Origin of the sequence: Nocardiopsis sp. NPDC006198 (genome assembly GCF_040613895.1) — a bacterium.
Taxonomy (GTDB): domain Bacteria; phylum Actinomycetota; class Actinomycetes; order Streptosporangiales; family Streptosporangiaceae; genus Nocardiopsis; species Nocardiopsis tropica.
The window spans coordinates 115,657-142,050 of sequence record NZ_JBEXSY010000008.1 but is presented as its reverse complement, the minus strand read 5'-3'; the positions used below and the strand labels follow the sequence as shown (position 1 = coordinate 142,050).

The window sequence follows — 26,394 nt, the reverse complement described above, 5'->3', positions numbered from 1 at the left end:
GCAGCGCCACCGGTCCCCGGCGGGGAAGGGCGCGGAGCCGGTCCGGGGTGAGCCTCCCCGGCGGACGGCGGTTCCGCGCCCGGGTTCAGACCGCCAGGGCGACGGAGTCCCGGTCGGGCGGGCCTACCAGCGCCCACACCGTGTGGCCGGCCCCGCCGTCCTCGCGGGCGTTCGGGGTCATTCCCCACCGGCAGGCCAGGGCGGAGACCAGGGGCAGGCCGCGCCCGTGCTCGGAGTCGGGGCCGGGCAGGCGCAGCGTCCCGGCGCCGGCGGGCCGCCGCAGGGTGGCCGAACAGGCCCGGCCCCGGCCCTGGTCGCGTACGGCCAGCAGCACACCTCCCTGGTGCTGGGTCAGGCCCAGCAGCAGCACGGAGGTGCGGGTGTGGGTCACCGCGTTCGTGACGAGCTCCGAGGCCACGCTCACCAGGTCATCGCGTACCTGTTCGGGCAGGCCCCACAGGGTGGCGCGCTCGGTGATCCAGGCGCGGGCCCATCCCGGGGCGTCCGGACCCGGGTCCTGCCTGGAGGCGATCGCGCGGTTCTTGCTCCCCGTCCAGCTCAGCTCGGGCTCTGCGCCGGGGTCATGGGTCGGTGCGATGCTCATCGGCGCCGCCCCCGCAGTTCGCAACCGGCCCGCCAAGCGGGGACAGCCGCGGCTTCGGCCCGGGAGGGCCGGGCGGCGCTGGTCAGCGTCCACAGCATGGGCGAGTTGAGTGGGGCGATATGGTTTTGCATGCTCTCACCGGATTCGTTCGATCTCTGGGGTGAGGGCCACTCCTCGGGGTCGCGGTGACGCGCGGCCGCCGAGGCTTGCTCTGTGGCCCGGCCCCGCCCCCGCACAACCCCAGGGAGACGGGGCCAGCAGGCAGAACAGAGTCCCGCACCGATACCGGGGTGGATGTGGTGTGGGACACTGCGCCGCCCGTAGCAGCAGCATCTACATCAGGTCCCAGACCCGCCAGCAGATCGCCCCGTGTACGACAGACTGTTGGCATCGTGCGACATCCCGTTGGCATTGCTGGCATCCAGCTGGCATCGGTGGCATATTGGGGAGATGAGACTTCCGCCCCCTCTCACGCCGGAAGAGAAGGAGTGCGCCGCAAGGTTCGCTCAGACACTGAAGGACGAGCGCAAGCGGCGGCGCCTCTCCCAGACCGACCTCGGCGCCCTCATCAAGTACGACCGGCGGACCGTCGGCCGCTACGAGAGCGGCCGATACCTGCCACCGCTCGACTGGGCACGAGCCCTGGACGAGGCCCTGGGGATCAGCCTGTTCGCCTCCCTGCTACCCCATCCCCAAGTGGAGCAGGAAAGACAGGAGCGCCTTACCAAGTATGTCGACATCGAGCAGAATGTCGCCACAGCGCTCAAACAGCTCCAGGTGCAGGTGGTGCCTGCCTTGCTGCAGACGGAGAGATACGCACGGACGGTGCTCGCGGCCTCGATCCCCCAAAAAGGGCCAGTAGACATCGACCGGATGACGCTGGCTAGGCTGAAGCGTCAGGAAGTGTTCAACCGGGAGGACCCGCTCCCCGCCCACTTCGTCTTGGACGAAGGGGCCGCTCGCCGGCTCATGGGCGGTCCGGCACTGATGGTCGAGCAGTGGAAACACCTGCTGGCGAGCATCGACAACCCCTACATCACGGTTCAGGTTCTGCCACATGCGGAAGGCGCTCACGCTGCCCTGCTGGGCTCCTACACCCTTCTGGAGACCGTGACCCAGGGGGACGTGCTGTATATGGAGACCATGGTGACAGGCACGGTGGTCACCGACATCCCCGAGGTCGGGGTCGCTCGTCAGATATTCGACTCGCTGATGGCGAGGGCCCTGTCCCCCGCCGGTACCAGGGCCTTCCTCGAAGGCCTCATCAAGAAAGAGGGCAGGACATGATTGCCGAACAGCCGTGGCACAAGTCTTCGTACAGCGGCAATGCCGGATCCGAGTGCGTGGAGGTGAGCGAAGGGGTGCAGACGCGGGTTCGTGACACCCAGCATCGGGAGCACGGTCACCTGAGCCTCCCGGCCGGGGAATGGGGAGCACTGCTGGGCGCTCTCACCAGCACCAACCGGTAAGGATTCAACGTGCTGCTCGTGGGCGTCCTCGACTCCCAGACGAGTGTCAACCGCATCGAGCGCCTGATCACGAAAGAGGCACCGTGAAAGACACGCCTCGCCGCAATTGGCACAAATCGCCTTACAGCGCCAACGAGGGGGAGTGCATAGAGGTGAGCGAGGGGCCACAGACGCTGGTCCGCGACACCGCGCACCGTGAGCACGGGCACCTGACCCTCCCGGCTCGGGAGTGGGCCGCTGTGCTCAGCGCCATCAGGTAGAACCTCCCGGAAACACCGTCGGCCCCCTGTCCAGTGACCTGACAGGGGGCCGACGCATGCGCATGTGCTCTCAGGGTATCGGCCCCCCGGCGCCATTGCCAGGACCAATGGCCTGATCCCCACCATTTGCCCATATCGGACCGGTGGAACGAGTTCCGTCGCAGCTCCCCGCCGTTACTGACCCGCCGTGGCCAGTTTCGGTGTCTACTCCCCTCGGGCTGGGTGCCCCTGTACCGTGAGCGCGCCCGCCCCCGTACCCGCAGAATCAGGAGACACCGAGTTGCACGTCATGCTCTACTACGCGCTCTACCATCCGATCTTCCTGAAGGGACCACCATGCGCCTCGTCCAGATCATCAGCTTCGGCTACGCCTGCGGCCCCCCACCCGCGGACGCCCACCTCACCCTCGACCTGCGCGACCACTTCACCAACCCGGCGCCGCACCTGCCCGCGACAGCCGCCTTCCCCGACGAGAGCGTGCGCGAGCACGTGATGTCCACCCCAGGGATCGAGGCCCTGGCCGCAGCCGTGACCACGACCGTGACCGCCTATCTGACCGGCCCGGGCGATGAACCGCTGGTGGTGGCCATCGGCTGCTCCGGCGGCGAACACCGGGCACCGACCGTGGCCTCCCACGTGGCCGCACTCCTGCACGCGCACACCGTGGAACTGAAACACCGCGACCTGCCCGACGAAGACGACGAGGTGGACATCGACTCCCCCATCGAGATGCCCGAGGGCGGAATCGACTTCGCGCTGCCCCGGATCCCGCGCTCCGAGGAGGAAGAGGAGCGCACCCGCTCCCGGATGGAGGCCCTGATCAGTGCGTGGGGGGCGCTCCCGGGCGGGTTCACCGCACCCCAGCTGGCGCAGGCACTGCGCGACGAGCACGGCCTCACACGCCCCCGGAAGTGGATCCTCGGCGAGCTGTACCGCATGGAGGCAGCCGGGACACTGGATCTGGACGACCACGGACGCTGGCACCCGCGCGTTTCCTGAGCAAAGGCCCCTGTGGGCTCGCCGACCCCGCCCGCAGCGGTCTGGCGGCGGAAACAGCGGTGCCGATGCGCACCGCAACCTGAGGCGGCGGTGCCGGTCCGGGAGGAGGCTCAACGCCTGGGGCGCTGTCTCCGTAGCCCACCCCCCGGACCGCCGCGGCGAGGATGCTCCGCACCGCTACTCACCTACGAGCCTGACAGGTCCCGGAGGGCTTCGGCACCGTTTCCCGCCGGCCTTCCAAGACGTTCCACCGCCCGGGATCAGCCGCCGACGCGAAACGCAGTCGAGCAGCCCGGCGCACTGCGGTGACCTAGTCTCGTCCCATGAACGGCTCAGACGAGGTGACCTACGCCTGGCACTGCGACCAGCTGCCGCCTGCGCACCTGCCCGTGCGGCAGGTCTACGGGTGGGTGCTCGACGCCCGCGCCCGCGTGGTGCTCCTACGTGACCTCGGCCGGTGGAACCTGCCCGGAGGTGAGCCCGAGACCCGCGACGGCGGCGACCGGGCCGCGACGCTGCGCAGGGAGGTGTGGGAAGAGGTCCAGGTCACCCTGGCCGACCCGGTCTACCTCGGCTACCAGAGCGTGGACGGGCTCGGTGCGCCCTTCGCGCAGGTGCGGATGGCTGCCCGCTTGCACCGACTGGCCGAGCGTGCCCCCGACCCGGACAAGAACCGGATCCACGAACGCCATCTCCTGCCTCTGGACAGAGCCGTGGAACTGCTCGACTGGGGGCCCTCGGTTCTTCCCCAGGTCGCACACCTGACCCGTGTGGTGGCCGAGCGGTGGGGTCTGCACGCCCGTACCGGCAGACCCCTTCAGGAGCGGCACGCCCATGGCGCCAGGCGTTGAACCACGGACGTGACGGTGTGGGTGTAGTCGTGCTCCTGGAGGACCTGGGCGGTGCGTGCGCGCAGCTGCTCGCGGCCGGCCGGGTTCAGGCTCAGGGCCCGGGTGATCGCATTCGCCAGCGACACGGGATCGGCGGGGGCCGCCGTGAACCCGGTGCGGGGTTCTTGCACGGTCTCGGCGAGCCCGCCCACGGCCGTGGCCACGACCGGGGGGCCACCGGCGGCGAAGACCTCCAGGGGGATGAGTCCGAAGGGCTCCACCCGGGAGGGGACCACCACCGTCCGCGCCCGCACGTGGGTGAACAGGGCGCGCACGCCGGGGTCGAACCCGGTCCACAAGGTCGCCTCCACACCCGTCTGGCGGAGCTGTCGGGCCAGGTGGTGCTGGTAGGGGGTGGGTTCGGCGGTTTCGGTGACCGCGGCCAGGATCAGGTGCGGCAGGCGCTCGCCGTGGTGCTGGAGCAGCGCCCAGGCCTCGATCAGGTCCTCGAAGCCCTTGTAGGGGGCGGCGCGGCCCAGGCTCAGAGCGAACCCGCCCTGGGCCGCAGCCGGAAGGGCGGGGGCCGGGGCGCTCTCGCGTGCACCGCTGGCCAGGCCGTCGGGCATGTCCACGATCTCCTGCGGGGCCAGCCCGTAGTCGGCTTCCAAATGCAGGCGCATGTGGGCGGAGATCGCCCCCACGTGCCCGCCCTGGGCCAGGATCGACGACCACCCCTGGTGCTCCCAGGCGGCGCGCGCGGTGTTGTGGGGCTCGTGCAGGAGTGCGGTGGAGCGCGGTAGCACCAGGGTCCGAGCGGCCAGGTCCTCGTCCAGGTGCGCGCCGATGCCGTGGAAGGGGGTGTCCACGGCCAGGACGAGCCCGGGCCGGGCGGGTCCGCGCAGGGCGTTGAGTCTGCGTGCCGCGTCCGCGCTCGCGGCGCGGAAGCAGTCCAGGTCACCGAAGCGAGTCCTCCCACCGGTACCGTTGTCGACCGGGTCGACGACGACACCGCCCCCGACCCCAGCCAGCAGGTGGCGAGTCCGGTCGTGCCAGGCGGCGCTGAACTCAGGGCTGTCCGGGACCAGCCCCACCGGCAGCACCCGCCAGGACACGTGCCCGTGGTGGGCGGCCAGCGCCTGCAGCAGCCCGCGGTTGGCCACCCCCGCGCCGGTGCCGCACCCGTAGAACCCGTCATGGACCAGCACGGCGATGCACCCGCTCACCGCCGCACCTCCTCGGTGAGCAGCTCCTGCGCCATCTGCGCCACCTCGTCCCGGGGGCGGGCGGCATCCACGTGCACCCACCGGGTCGTGGCCATCAGCTCTCCCAGGCCGGGCAGGGTGCGGCCTACCGTCTGTGCGGGGGCGGCGTAGAAAGCGGACAAGCGCTCCAACGCCTCGGCGCGGGACCAGGGGTGGTCGGGGCGCAGCCGACCGCGCCGGCGCTCGGTGCTGGTGGCCGGGTCCACGTGCAGCACCAGGTAGAGCCCGCCCAGGCGCAGCCGCCCGGCGTTCAGGTGCTCCCAGGCCCACCCGGCGCGGTGAGCGAGCGCAACGGGGTCGTTGAGGCTGTGGGCGTAGGCCAGGGCGCTGACCCAGTCGCGGTCGCACAGCACGGTGCCCGTGTGCTGGGCGCACAACTCGTCCTTGAGCAGGAAGTTGTCCAGGTGCGCCCGGTCCTGGTCGGTGGCGGGGTGGGCGTCGTGGTCCAGGGCGGTGCCGTCGGGGCGCGCGTACTCGGCCACCACCGGCACCCGGTCGGCCAGGAGGGCGGCCACCGAGCTCTTACCGGCCCCGGGCATGCCTTCAAGGACGACGAGGCGCGGCCCGGGGCCGCTGTCAGAACAGTCCGATCTGGTCATGGGTCTCTCCGGTGTCCGGGGTGTGCGCACGGGTGGGTAGGGCGTGCGGGGCTGTGGGGGCGGGGCCCAGACGGTAGCCGCTCAGCAGTCGGGCATCGGCCACCAGGGGTTCGGGTCGGCCGGGCAGGTCCACGATCAGTACGCGCCCCCACACCGCGCGCACCTGCCCCACCAAGCGGGCCCCCTCCAGGGGCGCGGCCGGATCCAGACGGTGGTGGAAGGGAGCGAGCGGAGTGGGGACGGTCAGGGAGAACACGGCGGTGTGGTCCTGCACCTGGTCGGAAAGCACCTGGACACGGTCGAGCAGACCCGACTGGAGGGCGCGCTCGCGCACTCGGGACAGATCGTCTCCCGCTTGGTCGCGGGCGGCCTCGTCCAGGCGCTCCAGGGCGGTGAGTTTGCGGGTCAGGCGGACCTGTTCAGTGGCCAGGGCGGCCCGGCGGATGGCCCGCTCGGCTTCGCGCACGGCGGTGAGCGGTCCCTGGGCCAGGGTCACCGACCACAGCGCCCCCTGTTCCAGCAGCCGGGCACGGCCCCGCTCGGCCGCCGTCATCCCCACCTTGACCAGCTCGGGGCCAAACCACGCCAGGTAGAGCAGGTAGGTGCGCTCATCGACGTAGGCATCCCGGGCCAACTGCTTGCCCCGGTCCTGCTCCGCGCAGGCCGGGCACTGGCTGTTCGTCCCGGCGGGCAGGGGCCGTTCACACAGGCGCCGCCCCTGCCGCTGATCCCACAGCCCCACGCAGGCCCGCGGACCGGTCAGGGCCAGGCGCAGCTCCTGCCCGCGGGGCAGGGGCAGGGACCGGTCGGCACGGTCGGGGTGGGAGGCCACCAGACAGGGCTCATGCTCATCCCAGAACAGTCCGGTAATGCGCCAGCCGGTCACCCGCGCGGGTGCGGTCGAAGGTGTCATGGAGTTCATTCAACGCCTCACGTCCCAGCAGATGCGCGATGTCGGCGAACGTCTCACCGGGGTTGTCGGCCATGTGCAGGTGGTTGCGCAGCTCACCGGCGCCGTGGGCGAGCCGGATCCGGTGCTTGAGGGCGGTGGCGTCCACCGGGGCGCCTCGGGCGACCATGACCAGGATCCGCACCGGGGCGCTCCTCATGTGCGCATCGCGCGCGGCCACGAACGCGGCCCCGTAGGCCTCCGGGTACAGGCGCCGCACGTCCGCGGTGTCCAGGGTGCGTTCGCGGCACTCGATCACGTCGTAGTGCTCGGCCAGATCGAGTTCGACGCCCTGCGGGGCGCCCGGTTTGAGCAGGGCCAGCGCCAGCCGGGGTCGGGGCCAGGCCAGAGCGGGCCGGTCCTGGCCCGAGCGCAGGATCTGGGCCCAAGCCAGCAGGCACCCCTGCGAGCACGGGGCGCGCAGGGCGTCGGTGTGCTGGGGCGGGTCGTGCCCGGCCAGCGCGTCGGCGCGGACGCGGCAGGTCGCACACACCGACGCCTCCTGGTCCTGGTCCAGGCGCAGTTCGGCGGCGGGACGCCCGGTGCGGTAGCTGATCCACCACCGGTTCCAGGGGTGAACCCGGGCCGGGAGGGGCTGGCCGAGCAGGTCGGCTTCCACGGTCTGGCCGAGCAGGGCCAGCAGCAGGGTACGCGGGTGCTCACCCATCACCGCTGCCCGGGGATGTAGACCGCGGTCGCGGCGGCGGTGGGGGCCTCGGCCAGGGTGAGGGCGGCGTGTTCCACCCCGCCCAGCACGGGGTGGAGCTGGGCGAGCAGGTGCTGGGCGATCAGCTCGGTGGAGGTGTTGACGATCGGCAGCACCACCACGTCCTGCGCCGGCAGGGCGATGCGGCGGCGGCCGTCGTCGAAGACGTACGTGCCGTTGTCCTCGTGGCGGTGCACCACCGTGTCGGGCGCGGTCGGCATCAGGGTGCGCAGGTGCAGTTCCGCCGTGGCCGCGGCCAGCGCCCGGCGCAGCGGCACGAAGTCGAGCACCAGGCCCTCGGCGTCGAGGGGGCCGCTCACCTCCAGGGAGGCGGTGAAGGTGTGCCCGTGCAGGGGCTCGAACCGGCCGCCGTGCAGGCCGGCGTGCGCGGCGCAAAAATGCGGGGCGCTCACACGGATGGTGCCGGGGCCCATCAGGCGCGCACCCCCGCCAGCGCCATGAACTCCTGGCGGGTCGAGGCGTCCTCCAGCAGGCGCCCGTGCAGGGCGCAGGTGACCGTGCTGGACCCGGCGGCCTGGGCGCCGCGCAGCGTCATACAGCTGTGCTCGGCCCGGATGAGCACCCCCACCCCGTTGGCTTGCAGGTGGTCGCGCAGAAAGTCGGCGATCTGCTGGGTCAGACGCTCCTGGACCTGGGGGCGGCGGGCGAACAGCTCCACCACCCGCGCGAACTTCGACAGACCCAGCATCGACTCCTTGGGCAGGTAGGCCAGGTGGGCGGTACCGGTGAAGGGCAGCATGTGGTGCTCGCACACCGACACGAACGGGATGTCGCGCACGACCGCCATCTGCTGGTAGCCCTCGGCGGCGAAGGCGGTCAGATCGAACGCCCCGGGGGTCAGCAGCTCGTGCAGGGCCAAGGCCATGCGCTCAGGGGTGCGCAGGGTGCTCGCGGACTCGGTGTCCACACCCAGCGCGCGCAGCAGGTCGCGGGCGGCGTTCGTGGCGGTTTCCAGGTCTACCTCGCGTGAGGGCGGGGCGATGGCGGGGGACAGCAGCAGAGGGGGCGAGCTCGTGGTCATCGACGCGTCCTTCGGATCAGTCCTGCTCCGGTGTTGGCGTGCGTGGTGTTGTGCCGGTAGCCGCGCACGAGCCGCTCCGCGTGCAGAGGAGGGCGTCCGATTCTGCTCCAGAAGGCGGCGTCCCGGGCTGGGTCGATTCTGTGCGGTCGGGCGCGGCCCCCGCAATTACTGCGGCAAGACAAGAGGACTTACCACCACGTGGTAAGTCCGATTCCCTTCCCCTCGGCCCCAGAGCGGCCTATTTTCAGGGAGTGACCCCCCACGCCCGCGCGAGGATCGCCGCCCGCCTGCGGCGAGAAGCCGAGGAGGGCCGGTGGCCCCGCGCGCACCTCGTGCAGCAGATCCATGAGCAGGCGCGAACACCGACCGTGCTGATGGCCTGGCGTCTGGCGATGGGCTGGAGCCAGCTCGACCTCGCCCGTGAGATCCGACAGGCCTCCGAAACCACCGACAAACCCTGTTCCCCCGGTCCCAGCCCTCACCAGATCTCACGGTGGGAGAGCTCGGGAGGGACCGTCAGCCCGTACTACCGCATGTTGCTCGCGAGCGCCTACGGCGTCACCCCCGGGCACCTGGGCGCCAACGTGTCCGGATTCCACCCGCTCACCACCCCCGAGGGAGACGACGTGCACCGTCGCCAGTTTCTGACCGCCGCGGCGACGACCGCCGCCGTGGTGCCGCTGACCGACATCCGCCAGATCCTGGACGCTCCGCTGCGGCGGATGCTCCCCGCCTCCGACCTCCAGCACTGGTCCGAGGTGGTCGACAAGCACGTCACCTCCTACGCCACCACGGGCCCGGCGCATCTGATCGAGGCCCTCACACCCGACCTCGCCGAGGTCAGCCAGCTCGCGAACAGGTACCCCCACCAGCGCGACCTGCAGGTGATCACCTCTCGCCTGTGCGGTCTGACCGGGGCCCTGCACACCGACCTGGACAGCAGCATCGAGGCCCAGGGGTGGCTGCGCACGGCCGCGGGGTATGCCCGCCTGGCCGACGACGCCGTGATGCGCACTTGGCTGGCGATGGCCGGCGCCATGGACGCCTACTACTCGCACCGCCCCGCCGAGACCATCCGGATCTCCACCCAGGCACAGGAAAGCATCGGGGAGGCAGGGGGTTGTGCCCTTGCCCAGCTACTGGGGCTGCAGGCACGAGCGCACGCGATCGAAGGCGACAGGGACGCCGCAACGGAGGCGCTCCACGCCGCACGCCGCGTCCACGAGGGCGCCCCGGTCGACGACAGCTTCTTCGGCTTCCCGGAAAAGCAGCTGGTGGCCTACTCCGCGTCGGTACTCAGCCACACAGGCGACCCGGCGGCGTGGGACGTGCAGGAACAAGCGATCGAACTTCATCACGACGCCCCCGTGGACCAGGCGGTGCTGAGACTGGAACGGGCCGACTTCCAACTCCTGGCCGGCGACGTGGACGCCTCCGCTCAAACCGCGACGCAGGCCGTGCAGGGCCTGGCCGCCTCCGAGCGCATCCCGCTCCTGCTGGACCAGGCATACGCCTATGCCAGCAGATTGGAGGAACTCAGCCCTGAGGCGGCGTCGGACTACCGCTCCCACCTGCAGCAGTAGGGTCTGACTGGCGGGCCTGAGGAAACGAAGGCGGCCAGGACGCCTGAACCCCCTTCACGGCGCACCCCGTGGTGCGAAGCTGGTCGAACACCAGCCCTCCCCCTTGCTAGGAGAATGCCGTGCACCAGACCCTGACCGTCAACACTCGGGGCGCCGGAATCAAGGGCGTCGTCCAGGTCCCCGGCGACAAGTCCATCTCGCACCGGGCCCTCATCCTGTCGGCGCTGGCCGAGGGGACGTCCACGATCACGGGCCTGTCGCGGGGCGAGGACCCCACCCACACCCGCCACGCCCTGGCCCAGTTCGGTGTGCGGCACCAGGACCAGCCCGACGACACCGTCCGCGTCCAGGGCGGGTTGCGCCACGAGGCGGAGGACGTGCTCGACTGCGGCAACGCGGGCACCGGCATCCGGCTGCTGGCGGGGGTGTGCGCCGGGTTCCGTGGCCTGAGCGTGCTGACCGGCGACCAGTACCTGCGCCGCCGCCCCATGGACCGCATCGCGGTCCCGCTGCGCAAGATGGGTGCGGTGGTGGCCGGACGGGCGAACGGGCGGCTGGCGCCGCTGATGATCCGCGGCGGGAACCTGTCGGGGATCACCTACGAGCTGCCCGTCGCTTCGGCCCAGCTCAAGTCGTGCGTGCTCCTGGCCGGGCTGTCCGCGGCCGGGCCCACCACCGTGATCGAACCCCACCCCACCCGCCGCCACACCGAGGAGATGCTGCTCGCCGCCGGGGCGCGCGTGGACGTGCAGGGCACGGCCGTCACCGTGCACCCCGGCCCGCTCTTGCCCACGCACCACCGCGTGCCCGGGGACCCGTCCCAGGCGGCGTTCTGGGCGGTGGCCGGCGCCCTGGCCGGGGAGGTGGAGATCCCTGGCCTGTACCTGGGGTACGGGCGCACCGACTTCCTCGACATCCTGCGCCGGATGGGCGCGGACGTGGCCGTGGAGGAGTCCTCGGGAACGGTGCGGGTGGCGGCCTCGCGGCTGCGCGGGGTGGACATCACCGGCGCCGAGGTGCCCGGGATCGTGGACGAGATCCCCGTGCTCGCGGTGGCCGCCGCGGGCGCGGAGGGAACCACGGTCATCTCCGGAGCTGCGGAGCTGCGTGTCAAGGAGTCCGACCGCATCGCGTCCACGGTGGCGATGCTGAAGGCGTTCGGGGTCGACGCCCAGGAGCGCCCGGACGGGATGGTCGTCCACGGCCGCCCCGACTTCGTCCAGGCCCGGGTGGACAGCGCGGGCGATCACCGCATCGCGATGGCCGCCGCCGTGGCCGCGGTGGCCCGCAGCCACGGCGAGACGACCATCTCCGGGTGGGAGTCGGTGGCCACCTCCTACCCCGGCTTCGCCGAGCACCTGCGCACGCTCTCCGGCGCCACCACCTCCCTGCAGGACGACTAGCCCAGCCTCTCCCTCACCAGGCGCGCCGCGTGCGCCAGGACCCGCTCCGGCGGTTGGCCCGCGTCGAGCCGGTGCACCCGGTACGGGACGTGCCCTGCCGAGCGGTCGAACGCGGCGCGGTAGCGGTCCAGGCGCCGGGGTGCGCCGGTGGTGGTGGGGTGGTCGCGCTCGGGGCGGTGCGCCAGCCGCTCCCGGGCGGTGGCCGTGTCCACCTCCAGGCGCAGGCTCAGCTCCGGGGCGCGCAGACGGGCGTACAGCGCGACCAGGGGTTCCAGGGCGGCGCCGTGCAGGGCCGCGGTGGCCAGCCAGCGCACCACGTAGGTGTCGGTGAGCACCACCTGCCGCCCCGGGTCCAGGGGCAGCAGGTGGTGGTGGACGGCGGCCAGGTGCTCGAAGGCGGCCGCGGTCTCGATGGCGTCGGGGTCGAAGAACTCCCACCAGGGGCGCCCGCCGAAGTCCTCGGCGGTGTCGGCGGCCAGGCGTTTGACCGTGGAGGGCCAGGACCGCACATAGACGGCCCGGCCCTGGTCGTGCAGGTGCCCGCGCAGCTGGTTGAGCAGGGTGGTCTTGCCCGAGCCGTCGATCCCGGCGATCTCGATCAGCACGAGGGCCTCCCCCAGGTGTAGCCGTGCAGGGCGAACTCGGCAGCGAACACGTTCTCGACCAGGCGCCGCGCCGCCGCGGTGAACGCCTGCCGGTAGTCGACACCGGGCGGGCGAAAGTGCGCCTTGGCGCGCACCCCCAGGTCCAGGGGGGTGATACCGGTCCGCTCGGCGACCTGGTCCCACCCGGCCGCCAGGTGTTCGTAGCGCACCAGCACGTCCACCCCCACCTGCCCGCCCAGCGAGTACAGGGGCCAGTTCAGGGCGTCGTGGGCCTCCCCCGAGGCCACGAAGTCCTCCAGGCTGAGGCGGGGCTCGGCGCGGTGGCGGTGGTAGTACAGCGACAGGACCTTCTCGGCCGGGTGGCGTTCCACGGCCACGGTCGTGTACCCCCGAAGGTCCAGGCGGGAGCGGATCACCTCCAGGGGCATGTGGTTCCACCACACCACCCCCGGGCCCGGGCCGGGCCGGGCCCCCGCGCCGTGCGGGGCGTCGGCGGCCAGGTGGTTGAGCGGGCCCCTCCCGCCGTGGCGCCGACGCAGCTCCTCATCGCGCGGGCTCAGCGCGGTGACGATGTCACCGCCGCGGGCCAGCCGCGACAGGGCGATCTCCACCGCGGTGCTGGCCGTCTTGCGGGTGCGCACATAGACCAGGCGGGGGCCGTGCAACACGATCATGGTCGCGCCCTTTCTACAGCTCGGGGAGGTGTTCGCCGGCGGGCGGGCGGTGGGCGCGCCGGTAGGAGGGCGGCACCAGGTGCTGGGCGGCCTGCGAGGCCAGGGTGAGCTGGGGGTGGGTGAGCAGGGCCCGGCCCAGCAGCACCAGGTCGGCCTGGCCGGTGAACAGGATGTGCTCGGCGTGGGCGGTGTCGTTGATCTGGCCGACGGCGGCCGTGGCCACCCCGGTGCGCTCACGGATGGCGGCGGCGTAGGGCACCTGGAAGCCGGGGCCGGTCCGGCGCTGCTGGGGGCGGCGGATCCCTCCGGAGGAACAGTCGATCAGGTCCACGCCCGCCCGGGCCAGGATCGGCACCAGGGCCAGGGTGTCGTCCATGCTCCACCCGCCCGGCTGTACGTCCTCGCACGACAGGCGCACGGCCAGCGGCAGTTTGCCGGGCCAGACCTGACGGACGGCCTCCACCGTCTCCACCAGCAGCCGGATCCGGTGGGTGAAGGCACCCCCGTAGCGGTCGGTGCGCTGGTTGGCGAGGGGTGAGAGGAAGGAGTGCAGCAGGCGTCCGTGGCCGGCGTGCAGCTCGATCATCCGGTACCCGGCCTCCAGCGCCAGCCGTGCCGAGCGGGCGAAGTCGGCCAGGACCTGTTCCAGGTCGGTGGTGGTGGCCGGGCGGGGCAGGGCGTAGCCCGGGGCGAAGGAGAGCGGGGAGGGCCCGATGACCTCCCAGCCGCCCTGGTCGGGCCTCAGGTGGGCATCACCGTCCCAGGGGCGGGTGCGGGAGGCCTTGCGGCCGCCGTGGGAGAGCTGGAGGGCGGGCACTGCGCCGGCCGCGGCGATCGCGGTGGCGACGTCGGCCAGCCCCTTCTGCTGGGTGTGGTCCCACAGCCCCAGGTCGTGCGGGGTCACCAGCCCCTGGGGGCTGATGCCGGTGGCCTCGACCATCACCGGGCCCAGGCCGGCGCGGGCCCGGGCGGCGTAGTGGGGCAGGTGCCAGCCGGTGACGGTGTGGGTGGCCGGGTCGGCCTGGTACTGAGACATCGGCGCCATGCCCACGCGGGTGGGCAGCTCCACCTCGCGCAGACGCAGCGGTGCGAACAGTCCTGTGGTCGTGGCGTTCATCGGCTCTCCTGGAAGGTCAGCGCGTTCAGGGCCCGGGCGTAGCCGGGCAGGGGGTCGTGGTCGGGGTCGTAGGCGTCGCGGGCGTCGAACTCCACCAGTTCCTCGCACAAGGCGTCGGCCGCCGGGAAGGGACCGCGTGAAACAGGAGGCCGGGCCTGGGGCAGCAGGGCGCGCGCCAGGCCGGGGTCGGCGAAGGCGGGCAGCCGGTGCAGGGGGGCGGCAGGGCGGCGGGCCCGCATCCCGGCCCGGGACAGCGCCGCCACCGCGGCCGCCGGGTCCGAGGTAGCGGCGTGCCACTTGTACAGGGCGCCGTGCGTGTGCCCCGGGGCCCGCTCCCAGCTCCGCCACCCCTCCCGCCCGGCCAGCAGCTCCTCGAACCCCGCCTGGCGGGCGTTGCGCACCTGCAGGATGTCCTCCAGGCGGCTCAGGTGGTCGGCGGCCAGCGCCGCGTGCAACACCCCCGGGCGCAGGTTGTGGCCGACCCCCGTCATGGCGATCTGGGCCAACACCCCCCCGGTCCGGCGTGCGCGGTGCTTGGGCTGGCCGAAAACCACGGCCCGATCGAAGACCGCGCCATCACGCGCGGCCAGCACCCCGAGCATCGCGCCGGAGACCGGTTTGGTGGTGCCCATGCTCCACACCGCAACATCGGCCACCGACCCCACCGGGCGCCCCTGCCAGCGGGCCCCGTGGGCGTGGGAGCAGTCCTCCACCAGCGCCAGCCGGTACCGGTCGGCGAACGCGCGGGCCGCGTCCAGGTCCACCGGGCGCCCCCACAGATGGGTGACGACGAGCGCCTCGGTGCGCGAGGTCACCCGTGCGGCGGCATCGCCCAGGTCCACCCCGCCGGCGCCGGGCTCCGCGTCGCACAGCACCGGCACCAGCCCCAGGGCCAGCAGCGGCGTGGCGGTCGCACGAAACCCCATCGTGGGCACCAGCACCTCGGCCCCCGGCGACAACCCCAGGGCGGCGTAGGCGCTGGCCAGCGCCGCGGTGCCCGAGGAGCACGCCAGCACCCGCCGGTCGGGGGACAGCACCCGACGGGTGAGCTCCTCCAGTTCCACGACAGGTTCGGCCGTTCGCGTCCCGGTCAGGTCGCTGTCCAGCAGCGAGTCCAGGCGGGTGTGGGCCCGGGGGCTCCAGAAGGGCCACAGGCGGGGTGCGGCGGGTGGATCGGTCACGTCGACTCCCTCGTCGAGATGCGGAGGATCTCCACCCTGCGGGGCGCCGCCCCACTGCGGCTAGTGACATGTGCGGACATCCACGGACATCCACGGACACGATCCGAGACGCCACGCGCTGTAGGGGGCATGATCGGTCCATGAGCGCCCCCTCACACCCACAGCCCTGGGCCCGGGCCCTGCGGCAGGCCCGCATCGAACACGGCTGGGACCCGCACCGGCTGGCCTCGGAGCTGCAGCGCGCTGACCACAAGCCCAGCGCCACCACGGAGAGCCTGGCCCGCCGCATCCGCGACTGGGAGCGCGGTAAGCACCACATCCAGGAGCGCTACCGACTGCTCCTGGCACAGGTCCTGGACCTGGACGCGGCCGACCTGGCCCCAGAACCCGACGAGCCCACCCCGCAGAACCACCGGGCCCGCCAGACCAGCGCGCACATCATCGCCCTCAACGAGATCCACGGCAGCACCGACCTGTTGCCGCTGGCCGTGCGGTCCGCACACACAGCACTGGCCGACGCCCACACACAGGCGACCTCCGACATGGCCTCAGCCGCCGCCGAGGCCCTCCAGGTCGCCGGGTGGATCGCCTTCGACGCCGACGAACACCTCCTCGCCCGGCGGCTGACCAGCGCCTCGGTGCTGACAGCCCGGGTGGGCAGCGACCGCGCCGCCGAGCTCTTCGCCCTGTCCCAGCTGGCCATGCACGACGCCCACGAACACCGTCCCGAGAACGCGCGCACCGTCAGCGAGTACGCCCTGAGCTGGAATCTCACCCCGCACATGGAAGCGCTCTTCCTGCTCCGCCTGGCGCGGGCCCACGGCCAGTCCAACAGCCCCGACCGGGCGGTGCGCACCCTGAACCGGTCCCGCTCACTGCTGCAGGAGGGCCCGACCACAGGCGACCCCCCCTGGGCGGACTGGCTCACCGACGCGGAACTGCACTGGCACGAGGCCATGATCCACGCGGACAACGAGCGGTGGTTCACAGCCACGGACCTGTTCGAGGCCGCCTACCGCAGCCGCCCCCCAAGCCCTTACCGGCGTAGCGCCCTGAGCTACGCAGCACACCACGCGCATGCACTGGCGCAGGTGGGCTCATGGGCCAGTGTGCACGAGGTGCTCTCGACTGCGGTGCTCCCAGAGCTGGGAGGCATCCGCTCGGGCCGCACCAGGGCCCTGCTCGCCCGGGCGCAGACCTTGGCCTGGCAGGACAACGCCCCCACGGCAATACAGGACGCACTCCAGATGGCAACGGCGGGTCTGTGACCTCACCTGGGAGCACAGACCGCGCGGGCCGCATCGCACGCCAACGACCTGCGCCTGGAGCAAGGCAGAGGGAAACCCCCTCGGGAAACAGCCCACTCGGATCTGAAGAAGGCCGCCTGCACAGACGGGCACCACACCCACACTGTTCCGCTGACATAATCTCGGCCATGTCATCCCCTCCCCATCCCCAGCCCTTTCCTCCCTCAGGACCTCCTGTCCCGCAGGCCCCGCGCGGGCGTAGCCTGCGTGGCGGGTACATCGCGAGCCTGATCTGCTTGGGCGCCACCGTGGTGATCCTCGGGGTCCTGTTCGCGTTGGGCCCCTGGGTACGCCATCCCGCACCGGACTTCCTCACCGAAATCGACGACCAGCCTCTGCAGATCGAGGTGGAACTCGGCGAGGAGCACATCGGTGAGCTCGGCGTCTACGGCCGAGCGTTCGGCTTCGGATGCTCGTTCACCAATCCGTCCGGCACCATGGCCCAGACCCAGATCCGGGGGGCGAGCAGTTTCGACTACGGCGGCGGGGAGTGGAATCTGGTCCAGGTCGTGGAGATCACAGAGTCCGGCACCCACGAGATCGCCTGCAACAACCAGGGCGTCGAAGCCGGCATCGCCTCCATGGACGTGGTCGAGAGCGCCCCGGCACGGCAGATGCTGTGGGGCATCACCTGGGTCAGCCTGCCCGCCCTGGGACTGATCACCACCGTGGCCATCGCCCTGGTCACCCTGGTACGCGCCCGGCGCCAGAAGGCCGCCGCGCCCAGCCCCCGCTGACCCCGACCCGCGCCGCCGCTGGGAACCGCATTGCAGCGGTCCCCGCGGCGGCGCGGAGTTCGACTCCAGTTCAGCTCTGGCGGTACGGAGGCAACAGGCGCAGTGTGCGGGAAACCAGGCCCAGAGCGGGGACCATGGTCAGCGTGACCGAGCTGGCCAACAGGACCACAGCCCATGACCCGGTGCGCTCCCAGGCCCCGTTCGCGACCTGGAGCAGGCAAAATCCCAGGGTGCCCCACACCACGAGCTGCCAGCGCAGACCGGCGAAGGCCGGTGTGGGCTGGCGGTGGAGCAGCCACCCCGCCAGGTAGACCAGTACCGCGAACCCGGGGGGAATCAGCGCGCCGGCCAGCCCCTGGGGGTGCTCCGCCGCGGCCTGGTCCACACTCCACCACACCCCGACCGTACCCAGGGCTCCGAAGGTGCCCCAGACCCAGTCCGGGAACCGACCGTCGGGGGCGGACATGGACGCCGGTGTCGGCGTGCGGGATTCGCTCATGGGTTCATCCTGGTGGGTAGACAGTGTCCGAGCGGGTGGAACCGGCGAACTACTCACCGCGGCCCCGCGCCTCGGCTACCCGCGTCGGGCCGCAGTGGGCGTCTCACACGGGCCTGGAGGGCTGCGGCACCCGGGTACGGCTACTCATGTGCGTGGCCGCGCCCCGGGCCAGACTCGGCACATGGCAGACAGCGTGAAAACAGAGAACTTCCTGGACCGTCACCCCTGGATCGCGTTCCCCCTGTGGATCGTCGGGGTGGCCGTTCTGGGAGGCGGCGCCTTCGTCCTGATCATGGGGGCGTACATGGCCACGGCCAACGGTGCGCACCCCTGGGACGGACCGCTGCTGTCCATCGCCCTGTACCTGCTCTACGCCGCCCTGCCGGTGTCGTTCCTGTACATGTTCCTGGTGTTGGAGGGGTACCGTACGCGCCGCGGCACCCGCATTGTGGGCACGCTGCTCCTGGCCCTGGTGTGCGTCGTGTACGCGGCGGTGATGACCTCCGCCGGCCTGGAGCCCCTGTAACCAGCTCCGTTGCCGAACCCGTCCGGCCCCGTGCGGTTCCCTCACCGGGGCGGGTTCGCCCCGGGCTCCAAGCGCCCGTCCCCTGGCCAGTAGTCTGCCGTCGCACACTGGAGCGAAACGGGGTACCGATGGACAGGCCGGACGGCGCAGGCACGGCGGCGCAGGCACACAGAGAACCGGAAGAGGACGCGCCCGGGCAGGAGGAGACCGCCGCACCCCCGGCTGACCTGGCCCTGCAGAAGGACTGGGGGCCCCTGTTCGGCCGGGTGCTGGCGACCTATGTGCGGCGGCTGTGGGCCCTGCTGGTGGTGGCGGCCCTGCCCGCGCTCCCGGTCACCCTGCTGAGCCAGGCCCTGGTGGTGGCCCCCGCCCGCGACGGCGCCTACCTCAACGGGCTGTTGGAGACGGCCGCCGACCCGCTGACCCCCGCCCTCGTGGCCGCCGCCGGGGTGCTGGCGTTGCTCGGGCTGGCCCTGGCGCCGTTCGCCGTGGGCGGCTCCGTGCTGCTGGGGACCGCGGCCCTGCTCGGCCGCCGGATCTCCCCGCGCCAGGCCTGGCGGGGTGCCCGGGTCCGCTACTTCACCGTCCTGGCCTGGGTCCTGGCGCTGATCGCCCTGGTGGTGCTCGCCGCCGGGCTCTACCTGTGGGCCGTGGCCTCGGACTGGCCGCCGGTCCTGACCGCGTTCCTCATCCTGCCCGCGCTGCTGCTCCTGCTGACCCCGTTGACGGTGTCCCTGCCGCTGGCACTGGTGGAAGGCCGGGGCCTCTTGCGGGCCCTGGTGGAGGCCTACCGGATGGCCCGGTACCGGGTCGGTGTGCACCTGACCCTGGTCGGTCTCTCCTACGGGGTGTCGGTGGCGGCCGGAACGGGTCTGGAGTGGGCCCTGCTGCGGTGGACGGACCTGGTGGAGGGGGCTCCGGTGCTGTCGGCCGCCACCCTGTTGGCCGGCCTGGTGGCGGCCCCGCTGTCGCTGCTCCTGGGGTGCTCCGCTGTGGTCTGCGCAGATCCCGGGAACCGGGAAGTGCGGGTCCCGAACCAGCCGGACGTGCGCAACCTGGACCTGGTCCGGGCCGGCGAGCACCTGCCCGAGGCCACGGCCCCCGAGCCCGGCCGCTCCTCCGACTCGGCTCTGAGCGGGCCCCGGCTGATCGTCGTCCCCGCTCTGGTCCTGGCCGTGTTCGGCGCCCCGCTGCTGGGTCCGGGCCTGCTGGCCGCCAACCCCTTCGACCTGCCCCAGATGGACGCCCACCCGCTCGACAGCGCCGACAGCGACGAGATGTCGGTGAGCCTGGAGCCGACCCAGGAGGGCGCGCTGGTCGGTGTCGCGGACGCCTACACGGACCTGGAGGTGTGCGACCCCCGGTGCCGCGGCACAGCAGAGCACGAGCGGAGCTGGAAGGGCGGCGGCGTGCGGGTCGTGGACGGCGGCGCCCTGTGGACGGTCTGGCGCGAGTACGAGCACGAGGAAGCAGACGGGGCCGACCGCAACGCTCCGCACCCGGACTCGGGCCTGTACCTGCTCTCCTGCGCCGACATCACCGACTGCGAGTCCCCCGACCAGGAGACCCAGGTCCGCCCATACTCGGATTCGCCCTTCGACGTCGCCTCCGCCGTGACCCCGCTGGCCGACGGGCGCCTGCTGGTGGCCTCCTCCGTCCGAGCCGAGGACTCCCCCTCCTCCGACACCGGCGCCGGGCAGGACCGGGGCGGGGTGCGCCTGCACCTGTGCGCGGACACCGCCTGCGCCGACCCCGAGGCGGTCCAGCTCCCCGAGGAACTGAGGGCCGGGGGCTTCCTCGTCACCGGTGAGTTCCTGGCCCTGGCCGCCGCGCCGGACGGCGGGTACGCGATGGCCGTGACCGACACCGCCCGCGGGTCGCTGTCCCTGGTGGCCTGCGCCGAGCAGGCGTGCACCGACCCCGAGATCACCCAGATCCACGGGGAGCGGTTCATCGGCGAGCACGACAGCCGTCTGCGGACCCGGTTCGGAGCCCGGGTCGCGTTCCGCTCCGAGGGCACCCCCGTCCTGGCCTACCGGGACCCCCAGGGCGGGCGCGCCCATCTGGTGGACTGCCACGACGCGCTGTGCACCGAATTCTCCGACTCCGCCGTCACCGGCCCCGGCTGGGCGCGCCCGCTGCCCGGGCTGGCTGTGGACTCCCAGGACCGGGCCCACCTGCTCACCCCCAACTTCGCCCAGGAGCGGCTGGTCCTGCTGTCCTGCGCCGACCGCGCCTGCTCCCAGACCTCCTCGACCCCGCTGCTGGAGCTGGAGGAGGGGGAGCCGGCCCTGACCGCCCTGGCCCTGGACGAGCGGGACCGCCCGCACATGCTGTGGGGACAGGGGGAGGCGGATGCCCGCATGGGCGGAACCGTCTTCGAGGCCCAGGCGCAGTACCTGCGCTGCACCGAACCGCTCTGCGGATCACAGGTGTGACCCGCGGGCACCCCTTGGACACACGCGTACAACAGCGGCGGCCCCACACCCCTTCGGGTGTGGGGCCGCGGTCCACCGTGCCCGCATTCCCGCGGCAGGCTCAGTAGTCCACCGCGAACACACGGGGTTCGGCGCACATCGGGTCGCCCACGGGCGCGTCCATCGCCGGCGGACGCAGTCCGTCGGGGGCGCAGCCGGTGTAGACGCCCACGGCCCCGCCGTCGGGGGCGAGGTAGGAGGTCAGGTGATGGGCTCCTGCGGCCAGCCCCTCCAGCGGCCGCTCCTCCACGCCGGGGCCGGTGGGCGAGAACGGGAGCAGGTTGTAGTCCTGCTCGTCCATGCCCTCCGACGGTTCCGGGCGCTGGGCTCCGAACGCGGCCAGCAGCTCGGAGGGCTCGATCTCGTCGTCCTGGGCCAGGACCTGACCGGTGTCGGCGTCCAGGGCCTGGTAGCCGTCCTCGTCGCGGACGTACACCCGGGGTTCGTCCCCGTCGGAGACCGAGACGATATTCCCCAGAGCGGTGTGGGTCCACAGCACCTCGCCGTCGGCGGGGTCCACGGCGGTGATCCGGTCCTCCTCGCAGTGCTCCTCCACCGGGGCGCAGGAATACGGCTCGACCAGGAGCGGGCCCGCCAGGCTCGGCCACAGGTCGCTGCGCCGGCCCGCCTCCTCGGGCAGGTCCAGGTCCGCGACCTGCTCCCCGTCCCGGACCGCGATGATGTGGTGGCGGCCCTCCAGGGGGGAGTGCCCCAGGTACAGGGTGCCCTCGTCCACCGCATGCGATCCCGCCCAGGCCAGCCGCACCGACCACTCGACCCGGCCCGTGGCCGCCTCGACCAGGAAGTGCCGCGGGTCCTCGTCACTGGTGCCGGGCAGGGACTCCTGCAGAGCCAGGTGGGTGTCGTCGCTGGCCAGGACCTTCGCGCCCATGTCCTGCGGCAGGTCCGACTCCAGCATGTGGGCCCCCTCTCGGTCCACCTCCAAAAAGCGGGGCGGGGCTACCTCCCCCCGGACCGGGGCGGGCAGGGCCACCAGGGTCGCCCCGACCATCCGGAGCTCATCCACGGCGACCCCGACCGGCTCGGTCCACAGCGTCGCCGCGGTGGCGGTGTCCACCGCGGTGATCGTGTCGACGTCGTGCAGGTACAGGACACCGTCGTCCTCGACCGCGCCGGTGGGGGGCACCCCGTAGTCCAGCCAGTGGCCAGCCGGCTGGAGGTAGGGCGCGTGCTCAAACCCCTGGGGCCGGTCCAGGTAGAAGCCGCCCTGCAGGGGGCGGGACCAGCGCACCGCCCCCGCCTGGCCGCAGTCGTCGCTCTCCTGGCACAGGACCACGGTGTCGGGGCTGATGGCGGACGGCTCCGGGGCCTGCGGGGCGTCCTGGTCAGGTCCCGAGCAGGCGGACAGGGCGAGGACACAGGCGGCGGCCAGGGCCGGAACGGTGTGGGAGGGGGAACGCATGCGCCGCATCGTAGCGGCCCTGGAGCCCGGGCTGGCGGGCGGCCCGGGCGGCGGCCGCGGATACTCCAGGCAAGGACGGGCGCCGGGGAGGGGACGCGCTAGTGGCTGCGCGTCGCCGAGCTGACCCAGGCCCCCAGGAACGCAGCGGTGGGGACGGCGACCACCACCATCAAGGCCAGGCGGGTCGACCTGCGCAGTTCGCAGATGATCCTGGCCTGGTCGAGATCGTAGGACTGGGTCGATTCCTCGCTCTCCCACTTGTCAGGATGGTCGTCCGCGGGGCTGATGTAGGACCGGGAGGGCGACTGGCCGATCAGGGGAGCGCACACGATCTCCCCCCGGGGGCGGTCCTGGCCGTGCGGTGCCACAAACGCCAGCACCGCCAGGACGCAGCATCCGAGCAGGGCGGCACCCTTCATCCACACCCGCATCGCGGCCTCCGTCTCCGTGTGCACCGACGGGCCAACCGTACAGACCAGGGCTGGGCCACCCGCGTACCACCTGCCTGCCAGCCCCAGACGGACAGCTCCGGCGGGCTCTGGAGGGTGGAACGCTCAGGGGACCAGGCCGGACACCGTGCCCAGCTCCGTCCCCTCGGGCTCCTCGCTCAGGTCCAGGTAGGAGACCACCGCTCCCGGCACGGGCACGAGAAGGTGGGGGGTGCTGTACCAGCCGTCCCGGTTCGTGTCGAGCCGTGGTCCCTCCAACGCGATCCGCTGCGCGTCCTCCCCTCGGCCGCCCACCAGGACGGTGGGCACGCCCCGGCCGGAGGTGGGGGTCACCTCTGCGGCCACCAGCGCCTCCTCCAGCGCGACCCCCTCCGACAACCGCTGCCCGGCATCGGAGTTCTCCAACGTCGTGGTGTCCACGATCTCGCCCGTGGCGTCGGCGTGGTGCAGGACGATGGGGTCGGAGGGGTCGTCGGGGTGGCCGCGTTCTACCAGGACGGCGCCCTCGCTGTCCGCGTGCAGGAAGGCGTCCTCGTCCACGATCCCGTACCGGTCGATGTTGAGCAGGTCCACGGGCAGGTCCGGCAGCCGGTCCTGCCCAGTTGCGGCGTCCAGGACGCGCTCGTCGGTCAGCAGGACCGGGGTGGCGCCGGGCCGCGGCTGACCGCCCCAGAACAGGATCGGTGTGGACTCCTGGGGGCGGACGGGCCATTCGCGCCGCCAGTTCTCCCGCCCGGTGTCCATGTCCAGGGCGAACACGGACGCGGTGCCGCCCTGGAGGGCCTCCTCATGTCGCTCTCCCCAGTCCAGGTCGGCCCAGGCCGGCTCCTGGTGCGGGTCGCGGTCGGCGCACAGCTCGCCGACGAAGACCTGGCCGCCGTGGACGCGGACCGAGCCGGTGTCCATCAGGCAGGCCCGGTCCGGGTCGTAGTGGCCCAGGGCGCGTCGCCACTTCGCCTCGCCCGCGGGTGTGGTCGCGGTGAGCACGCCCTCGTGCGCGTGCAGGTAGGTGTCCGGTGTCTGGTGGGGGCGGTCGAGGTTGGGCGCAGGCTCCTGGGAGAACGGCCCCCGGTCCAGGATCTGGCCGGTGGCGGTGTCGAGCACGACCCGGTGCATGGGCTGCCCCTCGTCCTGCGGTTCCAAGGTCACATGGGCCTGCTCGGGGCCGTCGTCGAAAACGGCTGCTTCCTCCAGGGGCGAGTAGGGGGCGCGGTAGGTCCACAGCTCCTGGCCGGTGGCCCCGTCCAGGGCGACCAGGCCGTCCTCGAGCACGATGACCGGACCGCGCACGCCCGCCCGCACCTGCCGCACCGTGGTGTGCTCGGGGGGCTGCCAGGTCCATCCCACGCGGGTGACCTCGGTCGGCACCGGCGGAGCCCCGTCTTCGGCCCGGGCGGTCTGGGAGTGGACGATGGGGCGGTAGGCGGCCAGGGGCTCGATCAGCAGTGCGGCGGCCAGCACGGCCAGGGCGCCGGCGGGCACCCCGGCCAGGGTGTGGCCGGGGCGCCGCGCCCCGGTGACCAGAGCGCCCAGGAACAGCGCAGCGCCCGCGGCGGTCAGCACGGCGACCATCCACAGCCCGCTCGCCCGCACCGACGGGGTGAAGTCCTCCGGAGCGCCGGTGGTCCAGGGGAAGGCGTTGAAGGGCAGCGCGACCACGCACACACCCACGGCCGCGCAGGCGAGCACGACGGCGGCCTTGCGGAACCGGCGGGACGCCGAGGGGTCGGGGGGCTCGGAGGCGGCGGGCCGGTGTCTCCACAGCAGGTCCGCGAACGCGGCCAGGACCAGGAGCGGCGCCCACCACAGGAGGCTGGTCGGATCACTTTCGGTGCCAGGGGCGGCCTGTGCCGCCTCGGCGTCGTCTGCGCCCACGCTGGTGAACACCCACACGGTGAAGGGCACGGTCAGGGCGAGCACGGTGAGCCCGGCCCGTGCCGAGGCCGCGGCCAGCCACCGGCCGACGGAGGAGGGGGAGGGGTACATTCGCGGTTCCTTCAGGACAGGGTCGGGACAGCCAGACCGTACAGGTGCCCGGTGTCCGGGGCGCAGGCAGACCTCCACGGGTATCCGCCAGAGCAGTTCGCCGACTCCTCCCCCGGCCCCCGTCGGTGAGACGGCGCGAGGCCATGCGCCAGGACGCTTGCCGCCCGTGCCGCAAGCAGACCAGACCTTCCAGGAAAGTGCTTGATCTGCGACAATGCGGGACCACCCTCCTGAAACGGAGCCGCTCATGGCCATGCCGACCCCTGACGTGACCACCCCCGAAGGACGATTCCTCACCGCATACGGGTCATGGCAGCACGCCCGCATCACCGCCGGATTCGCCATGCTCACCGCGCCGCCACCCCAGGCGCTCACCCTGGCCGCAAACATGGCCCACTGGACGGTCGAACTCGACCAGGCCTGGGAACAGCTGGAAGGGGAGGCCTATACTGCGGCCCGCGACGCCCACGCCGCGCGCGGCGCGCTCTCGGCGCTGCGGGTGGTCCGCGAACGCGTGGGGGTGCTCTCCGCCGTCGAGCTGACCACGGACGGACCGAGGTGGCGACCGACCCAGGACCTGGCCCTGGGCCCCGTCGACCGCGAGGTCTACGCCGAGCACTTGGCCGGGCGCGGCCTGTTCGACCCCGAGGAGACGGTGCTGGACCTGCTGGTCAACGGTGACGCCCTGGCCCAGGGGCGGGGACGCCAGGTGCTCGCGCAGGCGGCGCCCACCACGTGGGAAGCCGGCGCCGAAGCCCCGCACGAGCCGGACCCCGCAGTAGACAAGGCCCTGGAGGACTCCCGGGACGAGCTCGCGATGTTCAACACCCACACGCCCGAGGAGATCGAGGCCTACCATGCCCAGCGCGGCGGGTACTTCCTGACGCTGTTGGTCGGCGAGGACGAGAACCCGAATCCCGGACAGGTAGACGGGCCCCTGGGCGCCTGGTACGCGCTCATGCGCCAGCTCAGCGGCCGCAGCTTCCCCACCCTGAGTATGGGCGGGAAGAACCCCATCTACCTCTTCAAGGGCGAATACGCCAAGAACACGGTTCATGAGCTGGCGCAGGTCGCACGTACCCTGAACCCCGACTGGGAGGTCGTGGAGGGGTACCGGCCCGCCTGGGAAGTGGACACTGAATCGCGGGAACCCTAGGCGCCCCATGGCCCCCTCCGCCTGAGGACTGAGCCCTCGAAAGGAGCGTGCCCCGTGCCCGATGAGCTGGTCAAACGGCACGTGGTGGCAAGTCTGGAGCTGCAGCGGGACCGTGACGAGCTCATCGACGAGCGCATCGAGGCGCAGGCCGCCCGCGGGAGCCGGGTCGTGAACGGCGTCCTACTCGACCAGCAGGAGTGGGCCATCGTCGACTGCTCCACCGGCGAAACCCTGGTGAGCGGCGACGGCGGGTGGAAGCGGCTCAAGACGCTGGTCGGAACGCCGCAGGGTGAGGACTGGGTGTGGCTCGACACCCTCACCCGCGACCTTCGCGGGGTCACCACCAGGGGCCTGCCTGCGTCCCTGCGCACCCTCCTCGACGGATGGGTCGCCAACCCGTCCGTGCCGCACAGCGAGATCGCCGCGTTCATCGGATGGACAGCAGCCGAGGTCGCCGAGGCCCGCGCGGACTGACGAACCCGACCTCCGCGCGAGGTGCGGGCCGAGGTGGTCAGCGGCCGGCCCCTCCAGGGCGCCGGTGGCCTGCGCCC

The 26,394-nt window shown here is 72.4% G+C and carries 28 protein-coding genes; 13 read left to right on the top strand and 15 right to left on the bottom strand.

All coding sequences use genetic code 11. The features are described 5' to 3' along the window. Positions 1–85: 85 nt before the first annotated feature. The gene (locus tag ABZ234_RS08480) at positions 86–604 is read right to left on the bottom strand and encodes an ATP-binding protein (protein WP_355011577.1); all 519 of its coding nucleotides are present in this window, start codon (positions 602–604) and stop codon (positions 86–88) included. Between the two features lie 450 nt (positions 605–1,054). Between ABZ234_RS08480 and ABZ234_RS08475 the strand changes: the two genes are divergently transcribed. The 5 genes from ABZ234_RS08475 to ABZ234_RS08455 all read left to right on the top strand — a co-directional run bounded on the left by ABZ234_RS08475 (position 1,055) and on the right by ABZ234_RS08455 (position 4,183). Beyond that, on the top strand, positions 1,055–1,891 hold the full coding sequence (locus tag ABZ234_RS08475; RefSeq protein ID WP_355011576.1) for a helix-turn-helix transcriptional regulator: 837 nt from the start codon (positions 1,055–1,057) through the stop codon (positions 1,889–1,891). Then, on the top strand, positions 1,888–2,073 hold the full coding sequence (locus ABZ234_RS08470) for a DUF397 domain-containing protein (RefSeq protein WP_355011575.1): 186 nt from the start codon (positions 1,888–1,890) through the stop codon (positions 2,071–2,073). Before ABZ234_RS08475 ends, ABZ234_RS08470 begins: the two co-directional genes overlap by 4 nt. Then, complete coding sequence (locus ABZ234_RS08465) at positions 2,031–2,333, top strand: DUF397 domain-containing protein (RefSeq protein WP_355011574.1); 303 nt, start codon at positions 2,031–2,033, stop codon at positions 2,331–2,333. Before ABZ234_RS08470 ends, ABZ234_RS08465 begins: the two co-directional genes overlap by 43 nt. A gap of 336 nt (positions 2,334–2,669) precedes the next feature. Further along, positions 2,670–3,332 (top strand): RNase adapter RapZ, encoded by a 663-nt coding sequence (locus ABZ234_RS08460; RefSeq protein WP_355011573.1) that lies wholly within the window; start codon positions 2,670–2,672, stop codon positions 3,330–3,332. A gap of 323 nt (positions 3,333–3,655) precedes the next feature. Further along, complete coding sequence (locus ABZ234_RS08455) at positions 3,656–4,183, top strand: NUDIX hydrolase (protein ID WP_355011572.1); 528 nt, start codon at positions 3,656–3,658, stop codon at positions 4,181–4,183. On the opposite strand, the gene ABZ234_RS08450 is transcribed toward ABZ234_RS08455, so the two are convergent. The 6 genes from ABZ234_RS08450 to folE are packed head-to-tail and all read right to left on the bottom strand — an operon-like array spanning position 4,150 to position 8,720. Then, positions 4,150–5,385 (bottom strand): glycosyltransferase family 4 protein, encoded by a 1,236-nt coding sequence (locus tag ABZ234_RS08450; protein WP_355011571.1) that lies wholly within the window; start codon positions 5,383–5,385, stop codon positions 4,150–4,152. The two genes, ABZ234_RS08455 and ABZ234_RS08450, sit on opposite strands and share 34 nt — an antisense overlap. Then, positions 5,382–6,023, bottom strand: coding sequence for an AAA family ATPase (locus tag ABZ234_RS08445; protein WP_355011570.1), 642 nt, complete (start codon positions 6,021–6,023; stop codon positions 5,382–5,384). Before ABZ234_RS08445 ends, ABZ234_RS08450 begins: the two co-directional genes overlap by 4 nt. Then, positions 6,001–6,936: a DUF2797 domain-containing protein gene (locus ABZ234_RS08440; RefSeq protein WP_355011569.1), complete on the bottom strand. Its 936-nt coding sequence runs from the start codon at positions 6,934–6,936 to the stop codon at positions 6,001–6,003. Before ABZ234_RS08440 ends, ABZ234_RS08445 begins: the two co-directional genes overlap by 23 nt. Then, on the bottom strand, positions 6,872–7,639 hold the full coding sequence (locus tag ABZ234_RS08435; protein WP_355011568.1) for a hypothetical protein: 768 nt from the start codon (positions 7,637–7,639) through the stop codon (positions 6,872–6,874). Before ABZ234_RS08435 ends, ABZ234_RS08440 begins: the two co-directional genes overlap by 65 nt. Next, positions 7,639–8,112: a 6-carboxytetrahydropterin synthase gene (locus tag ABZ234_RS08430; protein WP_355011567.1), complete on the bottom strand. Its 474-nt coding sequence runs from the start codon at positions 8,110–8,112 to the stop codon at positions 7,639–7,641. Before ABZ234_RS08430 ends, ABZ234_RS08435 begins: the two co-directional genes overlap by 1 nt. Further along, positions 8,112–8,720, bottom strand: coding sequence for a GTP cyclohydrolase I (gene folE, locus ABZ234_RS08425; protein ID WP_355011566.1), 609 nt, complete (start codon positions 8,718–8,720; stop codon positions 8,112–8,114). Before folE ends, ABZ234_RS08430 begins: the two co-directional genes overlap by 1 nt. Before the next feature lie 251 nt (positions 8,721–8,971). Between folE and ABZ234_RS08420 the strand changes: the two genes are divergently transcribed. Further along, complete coding sequence (locus ABZ234_RS08420; RefSeq protein WP_355011565.1) at positions 8,972–10,303, top strand: helix-turn-helix transcriptional regulator; 1,332 nt, start codon at positions 8,972–8,974, stop codon at positions 10,301–10,303. Positions 10,304–10,422: 119 nt separating this feature from the next. Continuing rightward, entirely contained in the window at positions 10,423–11,706 is a 1,284-nt protein-coding gene (gene aroA / locus ABZ234_RS08415) for a 3-phosphoshikimate 1-carboxyvinyltransferase (protein ID WP_355011564.1), read from the top strand. Here the strand turns inward: aroA and ABZ234_RS08410 are convergent. From ABZ234_RS08410 to ABZ234_RS08395, 4 genes are read right to left on the bottom strand one after another with little or no spacing between them, the layout of a single operon-like run. After that, complete coding sequence (locus ABZ234_RS08410) at positions 11,703–12,311, bottom strand: AAA family ATPase (protein WP_355011563.1); 609 nt, start codon at positions 12,309–12,311, stop codon at positions 11,703–11,705. The two genes, aroA and ABZ234_RS08410, sit on opposite strands and share 4 nt — an antisense overlap. Then, complete coding sequence (locus ABZ234_RS08405; RefSeq protein ID WP_355011562.1) at positions 12,305–12,985, bottom strand: hypothetical protein; 681 nt, start codon at positions 12,983–12,985, stop codon at positions 12,305–12,307. The genes ABZ234_RS08410 and ABZ234_RS08405 overlap by 7 nt, the downstream gene beginning before the upstream one ends. Positions 12,986–12,998: 13 nt before the next feature. Continuing rightward, positions 12,999–14,102, bottom strand: a complete 1,104-nt coding sequence (locus ABZ234_RS08400; RefSeq protein WP_355011561.1) for an NADH:flavin oxidoreductase/NADH oxidase — start codon at positions 14,100–14,102, stop codon at positions 12,999–13,001. Next, positions 14,099–15,283, bottom strand: coding sequence for a DegT/DnrJ/EryC1/StrS family aminotransferase (locus tag ABZ234_RS08395; protein WP_355011560.1), 1,185 nt, complete (start codon positions 15,281–15,283; stop codon positions 14,099–14,101). The genes ABZ234_RS08400 and ABZ234_RS08395 overlap by 4 nt, the downstream gene beginning before the upstream one ends. A gap of 140 nt (positions 15,284–15,423) precedes the next feature. On the opposite strand from ABZ234_RS08395, the gene ABZ234_RS08390 reads away from it, so the two are divergent. After that, a complete protein-coding gene (locus tag ABZ234_RS08390) occupies positions 15,424–16,551 on the top strand; it encodes a hypothetical protein (RefSeq protein WP_355011559.1) in 1,128 nt (375 codons plus the stop codon). 275 nt (positions 16,552–16,826) lie between these two features. Continuing rightward, positions 16,827–17,327, top strand: a complete 501-nt coding sequence (locus ABZ234_RS08385) for a hypothetical protein (protein ID WP_355011558.1) — start codon at positions 16,827–16,829, stop codon at positions 17,325–17,327. A gap of 70 nt (positions 17,328–17,397) precedes the next feature. On the opposite strand, the gene ABZ234_RS08380 is transcribed toward ABZ234_RS08385, so the two are convergent. Further along, entirely contained in the window at positions 17,398–17,826 is a 429-nt protein-coding gene (locus tag ABZ234_RS08380) for a hypothetical protein (protein WP_355011557.1), read from the bottom strand. A 181-nt stretch (positions 17,827–18,007) separates the two neighbouring features. On the opposite strand from ABZ234_RS08380, the gene ABZ234_RS08375 reads away from it, so the two are divergent. Beyond that, positions 18,008–18,352: a hypothetical protein gene (locus ABZ234_RS08375; protein WP_355011556.1), complete on the top strand. Its 345-nt coding sequence runs from the start codon at positions 18,008–18,010 to the stop codon at positions 18,350–18,352. A 128-nt stretch (positions 18,353–18,480) separates the two neighbouring features. Beyond that, the gene (locus ABZ234_RS08370; protein ID WP_355011555.1) at positions 18,481–20,790 is read left to right on the top strand and encodes a hypothetical protein; all 2,310 of its coding nucleotides are present in this window, start codon (positions 18,481–18,483) and stop codon (positions 20,788–20,790) included. A gap of 100 nt (positions 20,791–20,890) precedes the next feature. Here ABZ234_RS08370 and ABZ234_RS08365 read toward each other — a convergent pair whose 3' ends face one another. From ABZ234_RS08365 to ABZ234_RS08355, 3 genes are all read right to left on the bottom strand, one after another. Beyond that, the gene (locus ABZ234_RS08365) at positions 20,891–22,252 is read right to left on the bottom strand and encodes a PQQ-binding-like beta-propeller repeat protein (RefSeq protein WP_355011554.1); all 1,362 of its coding nucleotides are present in this window, start codon (positions 22,250–22,252) and stop codon (positions 20,891–20,893) included. Between the two features lie 98 nt (positions 22,253–22,350). Further along, a complete protein-coding gene (locus tag ABZ234_RS08360; RefSeq protein ID WP_355011553.1) occupies positions 22,351–22,707 on the bottom strand; it encodes a hypothetical protein in 357 nt (118 codons plus the stop codon). 99 nt (positions 22,708–22,806) lie between these two features. Further along, on the bottom strand, positions 22,807–24,687 hold the full coding sequence (locus ABZ234_RS08355; protein ID WP_355011552.1) for a hypothetical protein: 1,881 nt from the start codon (positions 24,685–24,687) through the stop codon (positions 22,807–22,809). 247 nt (positions 24,688–24,934) lie between these two features. Here ABZ234_RS08355 and ABZ234_RS08350 point away from each other — a divergent pair, with 247 nt between their 5' ends. Together ABZ234_RS08350 and ABZ234_RS08345 are read left to right on the top strand one after the other, a co-directional pair. After that, positions 24,935–25,843, top strand: coding sequence for a hypothetical protein (locus tag ABZ234_RS08350; protein WP_355011551.1), 909 nt, complete (start codon positions 24,935–24,937; stop codon positions 25,841–25,843). Positions 25,844–25,897: 54 nt separating this feature from the next. After that, positions 25,898–26,317 carry a hypothetical protein gene (locus ABZ234_RS08345; protein ID WP_355011550.1) on the top strand — a complete coding sequence of 140 codons (420 nt, stop codon included), beginning with the start codon at positions 25,898–25,900 and terminating at the stop codon, positions 26,315–26,317. The last annotated feature ends 77 nt before the right edge of the window (positions 26,318–26,394 follow it).

What these genes read in the sequence shown, in the direction of transcription:
- ABZ234_RS08465 (WP_355011574.1), top strand. Translation starts at nt 2,031, where the DNA reads ATGGGGAGCACTGCTGGGCGCTCTCACCAGCACCAACCGGTAAGGATT.
- ABZ234_RS08380 (WP_355011557.1), bottom strand. Translation starts at nt 17,826, where the DNA reads ATGAGCGAATCCCGCACGCCGACACCGGCGTCCATGTCCGCCCCCGAC.
- ABZ234_RS08435 (WP_355011568.1), bottom strand. Translation starts at nt 7,639, where the DNA reads ATGGGTGAGCACCCGCGTACCCTGCTGCTGGCCCTGCTCGGCCAGACC.
- ABZ234_RS08440 (WP_355011569.1), bottom strand. Translation starts at nt 6,936, where the DNA reads ATGACACCTTCGACCGCACCCGCGCGGGTGACCGGCTGGCGCATTACC.
- ABZ234_RS08365 (WP_355011554.1), bottom strand. Translation starts at nt 22,252, where the DNA reads ATGCGTTCCCCCTCCCACACCGTTCCGGCCCTGGCCGCCGCCTGTGTC.
- ABZ234_RS08355 (WP_355011552.1), bottom strand. Translation starts at nt 24,687, where the DNA reads ATGTACCCCTCCCCCTCCTCCGTCGGCCGGTGGCTGGCCGCGGCCTCG.
- ABZ234_RS08430 (WP_355011567.1), bottom strand. Translation starts at nt 8,112, where the DNA reads ATGGGCCCCGGCACCATCCGTGTGAGCGCCCCGCATTTTTGCGCCGCG.
- ABZ234_RS08470 (WP_355011575.1), top strand. Translation starts at nt 1,888, where the DNA reads ATGATTGCCGAACAGCCGTGGCACAAGTCTTCGTACAGCGGCAATGCC.
- ABZ234_RS08445 (WP_355011570.1), bottom strand. Translation starts at nt 6,023, where the DNA reads ATGACCAGATCGGACTGTTCTGACAGCGGCCCCGGGCCGCGCCTCGTC.
- ABZ234_RS08455 (WP_355011572.1), top strand. Translation starts at nt 3,656, where the DNA reads ATGAACGGCTCAGACGAGGTGACCTACGCCTGGCACTGCGACCAGCTG.
- ABZ234_RS08400 (WP_355011561.1), bottom strand. Translation starts at nt 14,102, where the DNA reads ATGAACGCCACGACCACAGGACTGTTCGCACCGCTGCGTCTGCGCGAG.
- ABZ234_RS08350 (WP_355011551.1), top strand. Translation starts at nt 24,935, where the DNA reads ATGGCCATGCCGACCCCTGACGTGACCACCCCCGAAGGACGATTCCTC.
- ABZ234_RS08460 (WP_355011573.1), top strand. Translation starts at nt 2,670, where the DNA reads ATGCGCCTCGTCCAGATCATCAGCTTCGGCTACGCCTGCGGCCCCCCA.
- folE (WP_355011566.1), bottom strand. Translation starts at nt 8,720, where the DNA reads ATGACCACGAGCTCGCCCCCTCTGCTGCTGTCCCCCGCCATCGCCCCG.
- ABZ234_RS08405 (WP_355011562.1), bottom strand. Translation starts at nt 12,985, where the DNA reads ATGATCGTGTTGCACGGCCCCCGCCTGGTCTATGTGCGCACCCGCAAG.
- ABZ234_RS08375 (WP_355011556.1), top strand. Translation starts at nt 18,008, where the DNA reads ATGGCAGACAGCGTGAAAACAGAGAACTTCCTGGACCGTCACCCCTGG.
- ABZ234_RS08480 (WP_355011577.1), bottom strand. Translation starts at nt 604, where the DNA reads ATGAGCATCGCACCGACCCATGACCCCGGCGCAGAGCCCGAGCTGAGC.
- ABZ234_RS08475 (WP_355011576.1), top strand. Translation starts at nt 1,055, where the DNA reads ATGAGACTTCCGCCCCCTCTCACGCCGGAAGAGAAGGAGTGCGCCGCA.
- ABZ234_RS08370 (WP_355011555.1), top strand. Translation starts at nt 18,481, where the DNA reads ATGGACAGGCCGGACGGCGCAGGCACGGCGGCGCAGGCACACAGAGAA.
- ABZ234_RS08390 (WP_355011559.1), top strand. Translation starts at nt 15,424, where the DNA reads ATGAGCGCCCCCTCACACCCACAGCCCTGGGCCCGGGCCCTGCGGCAG.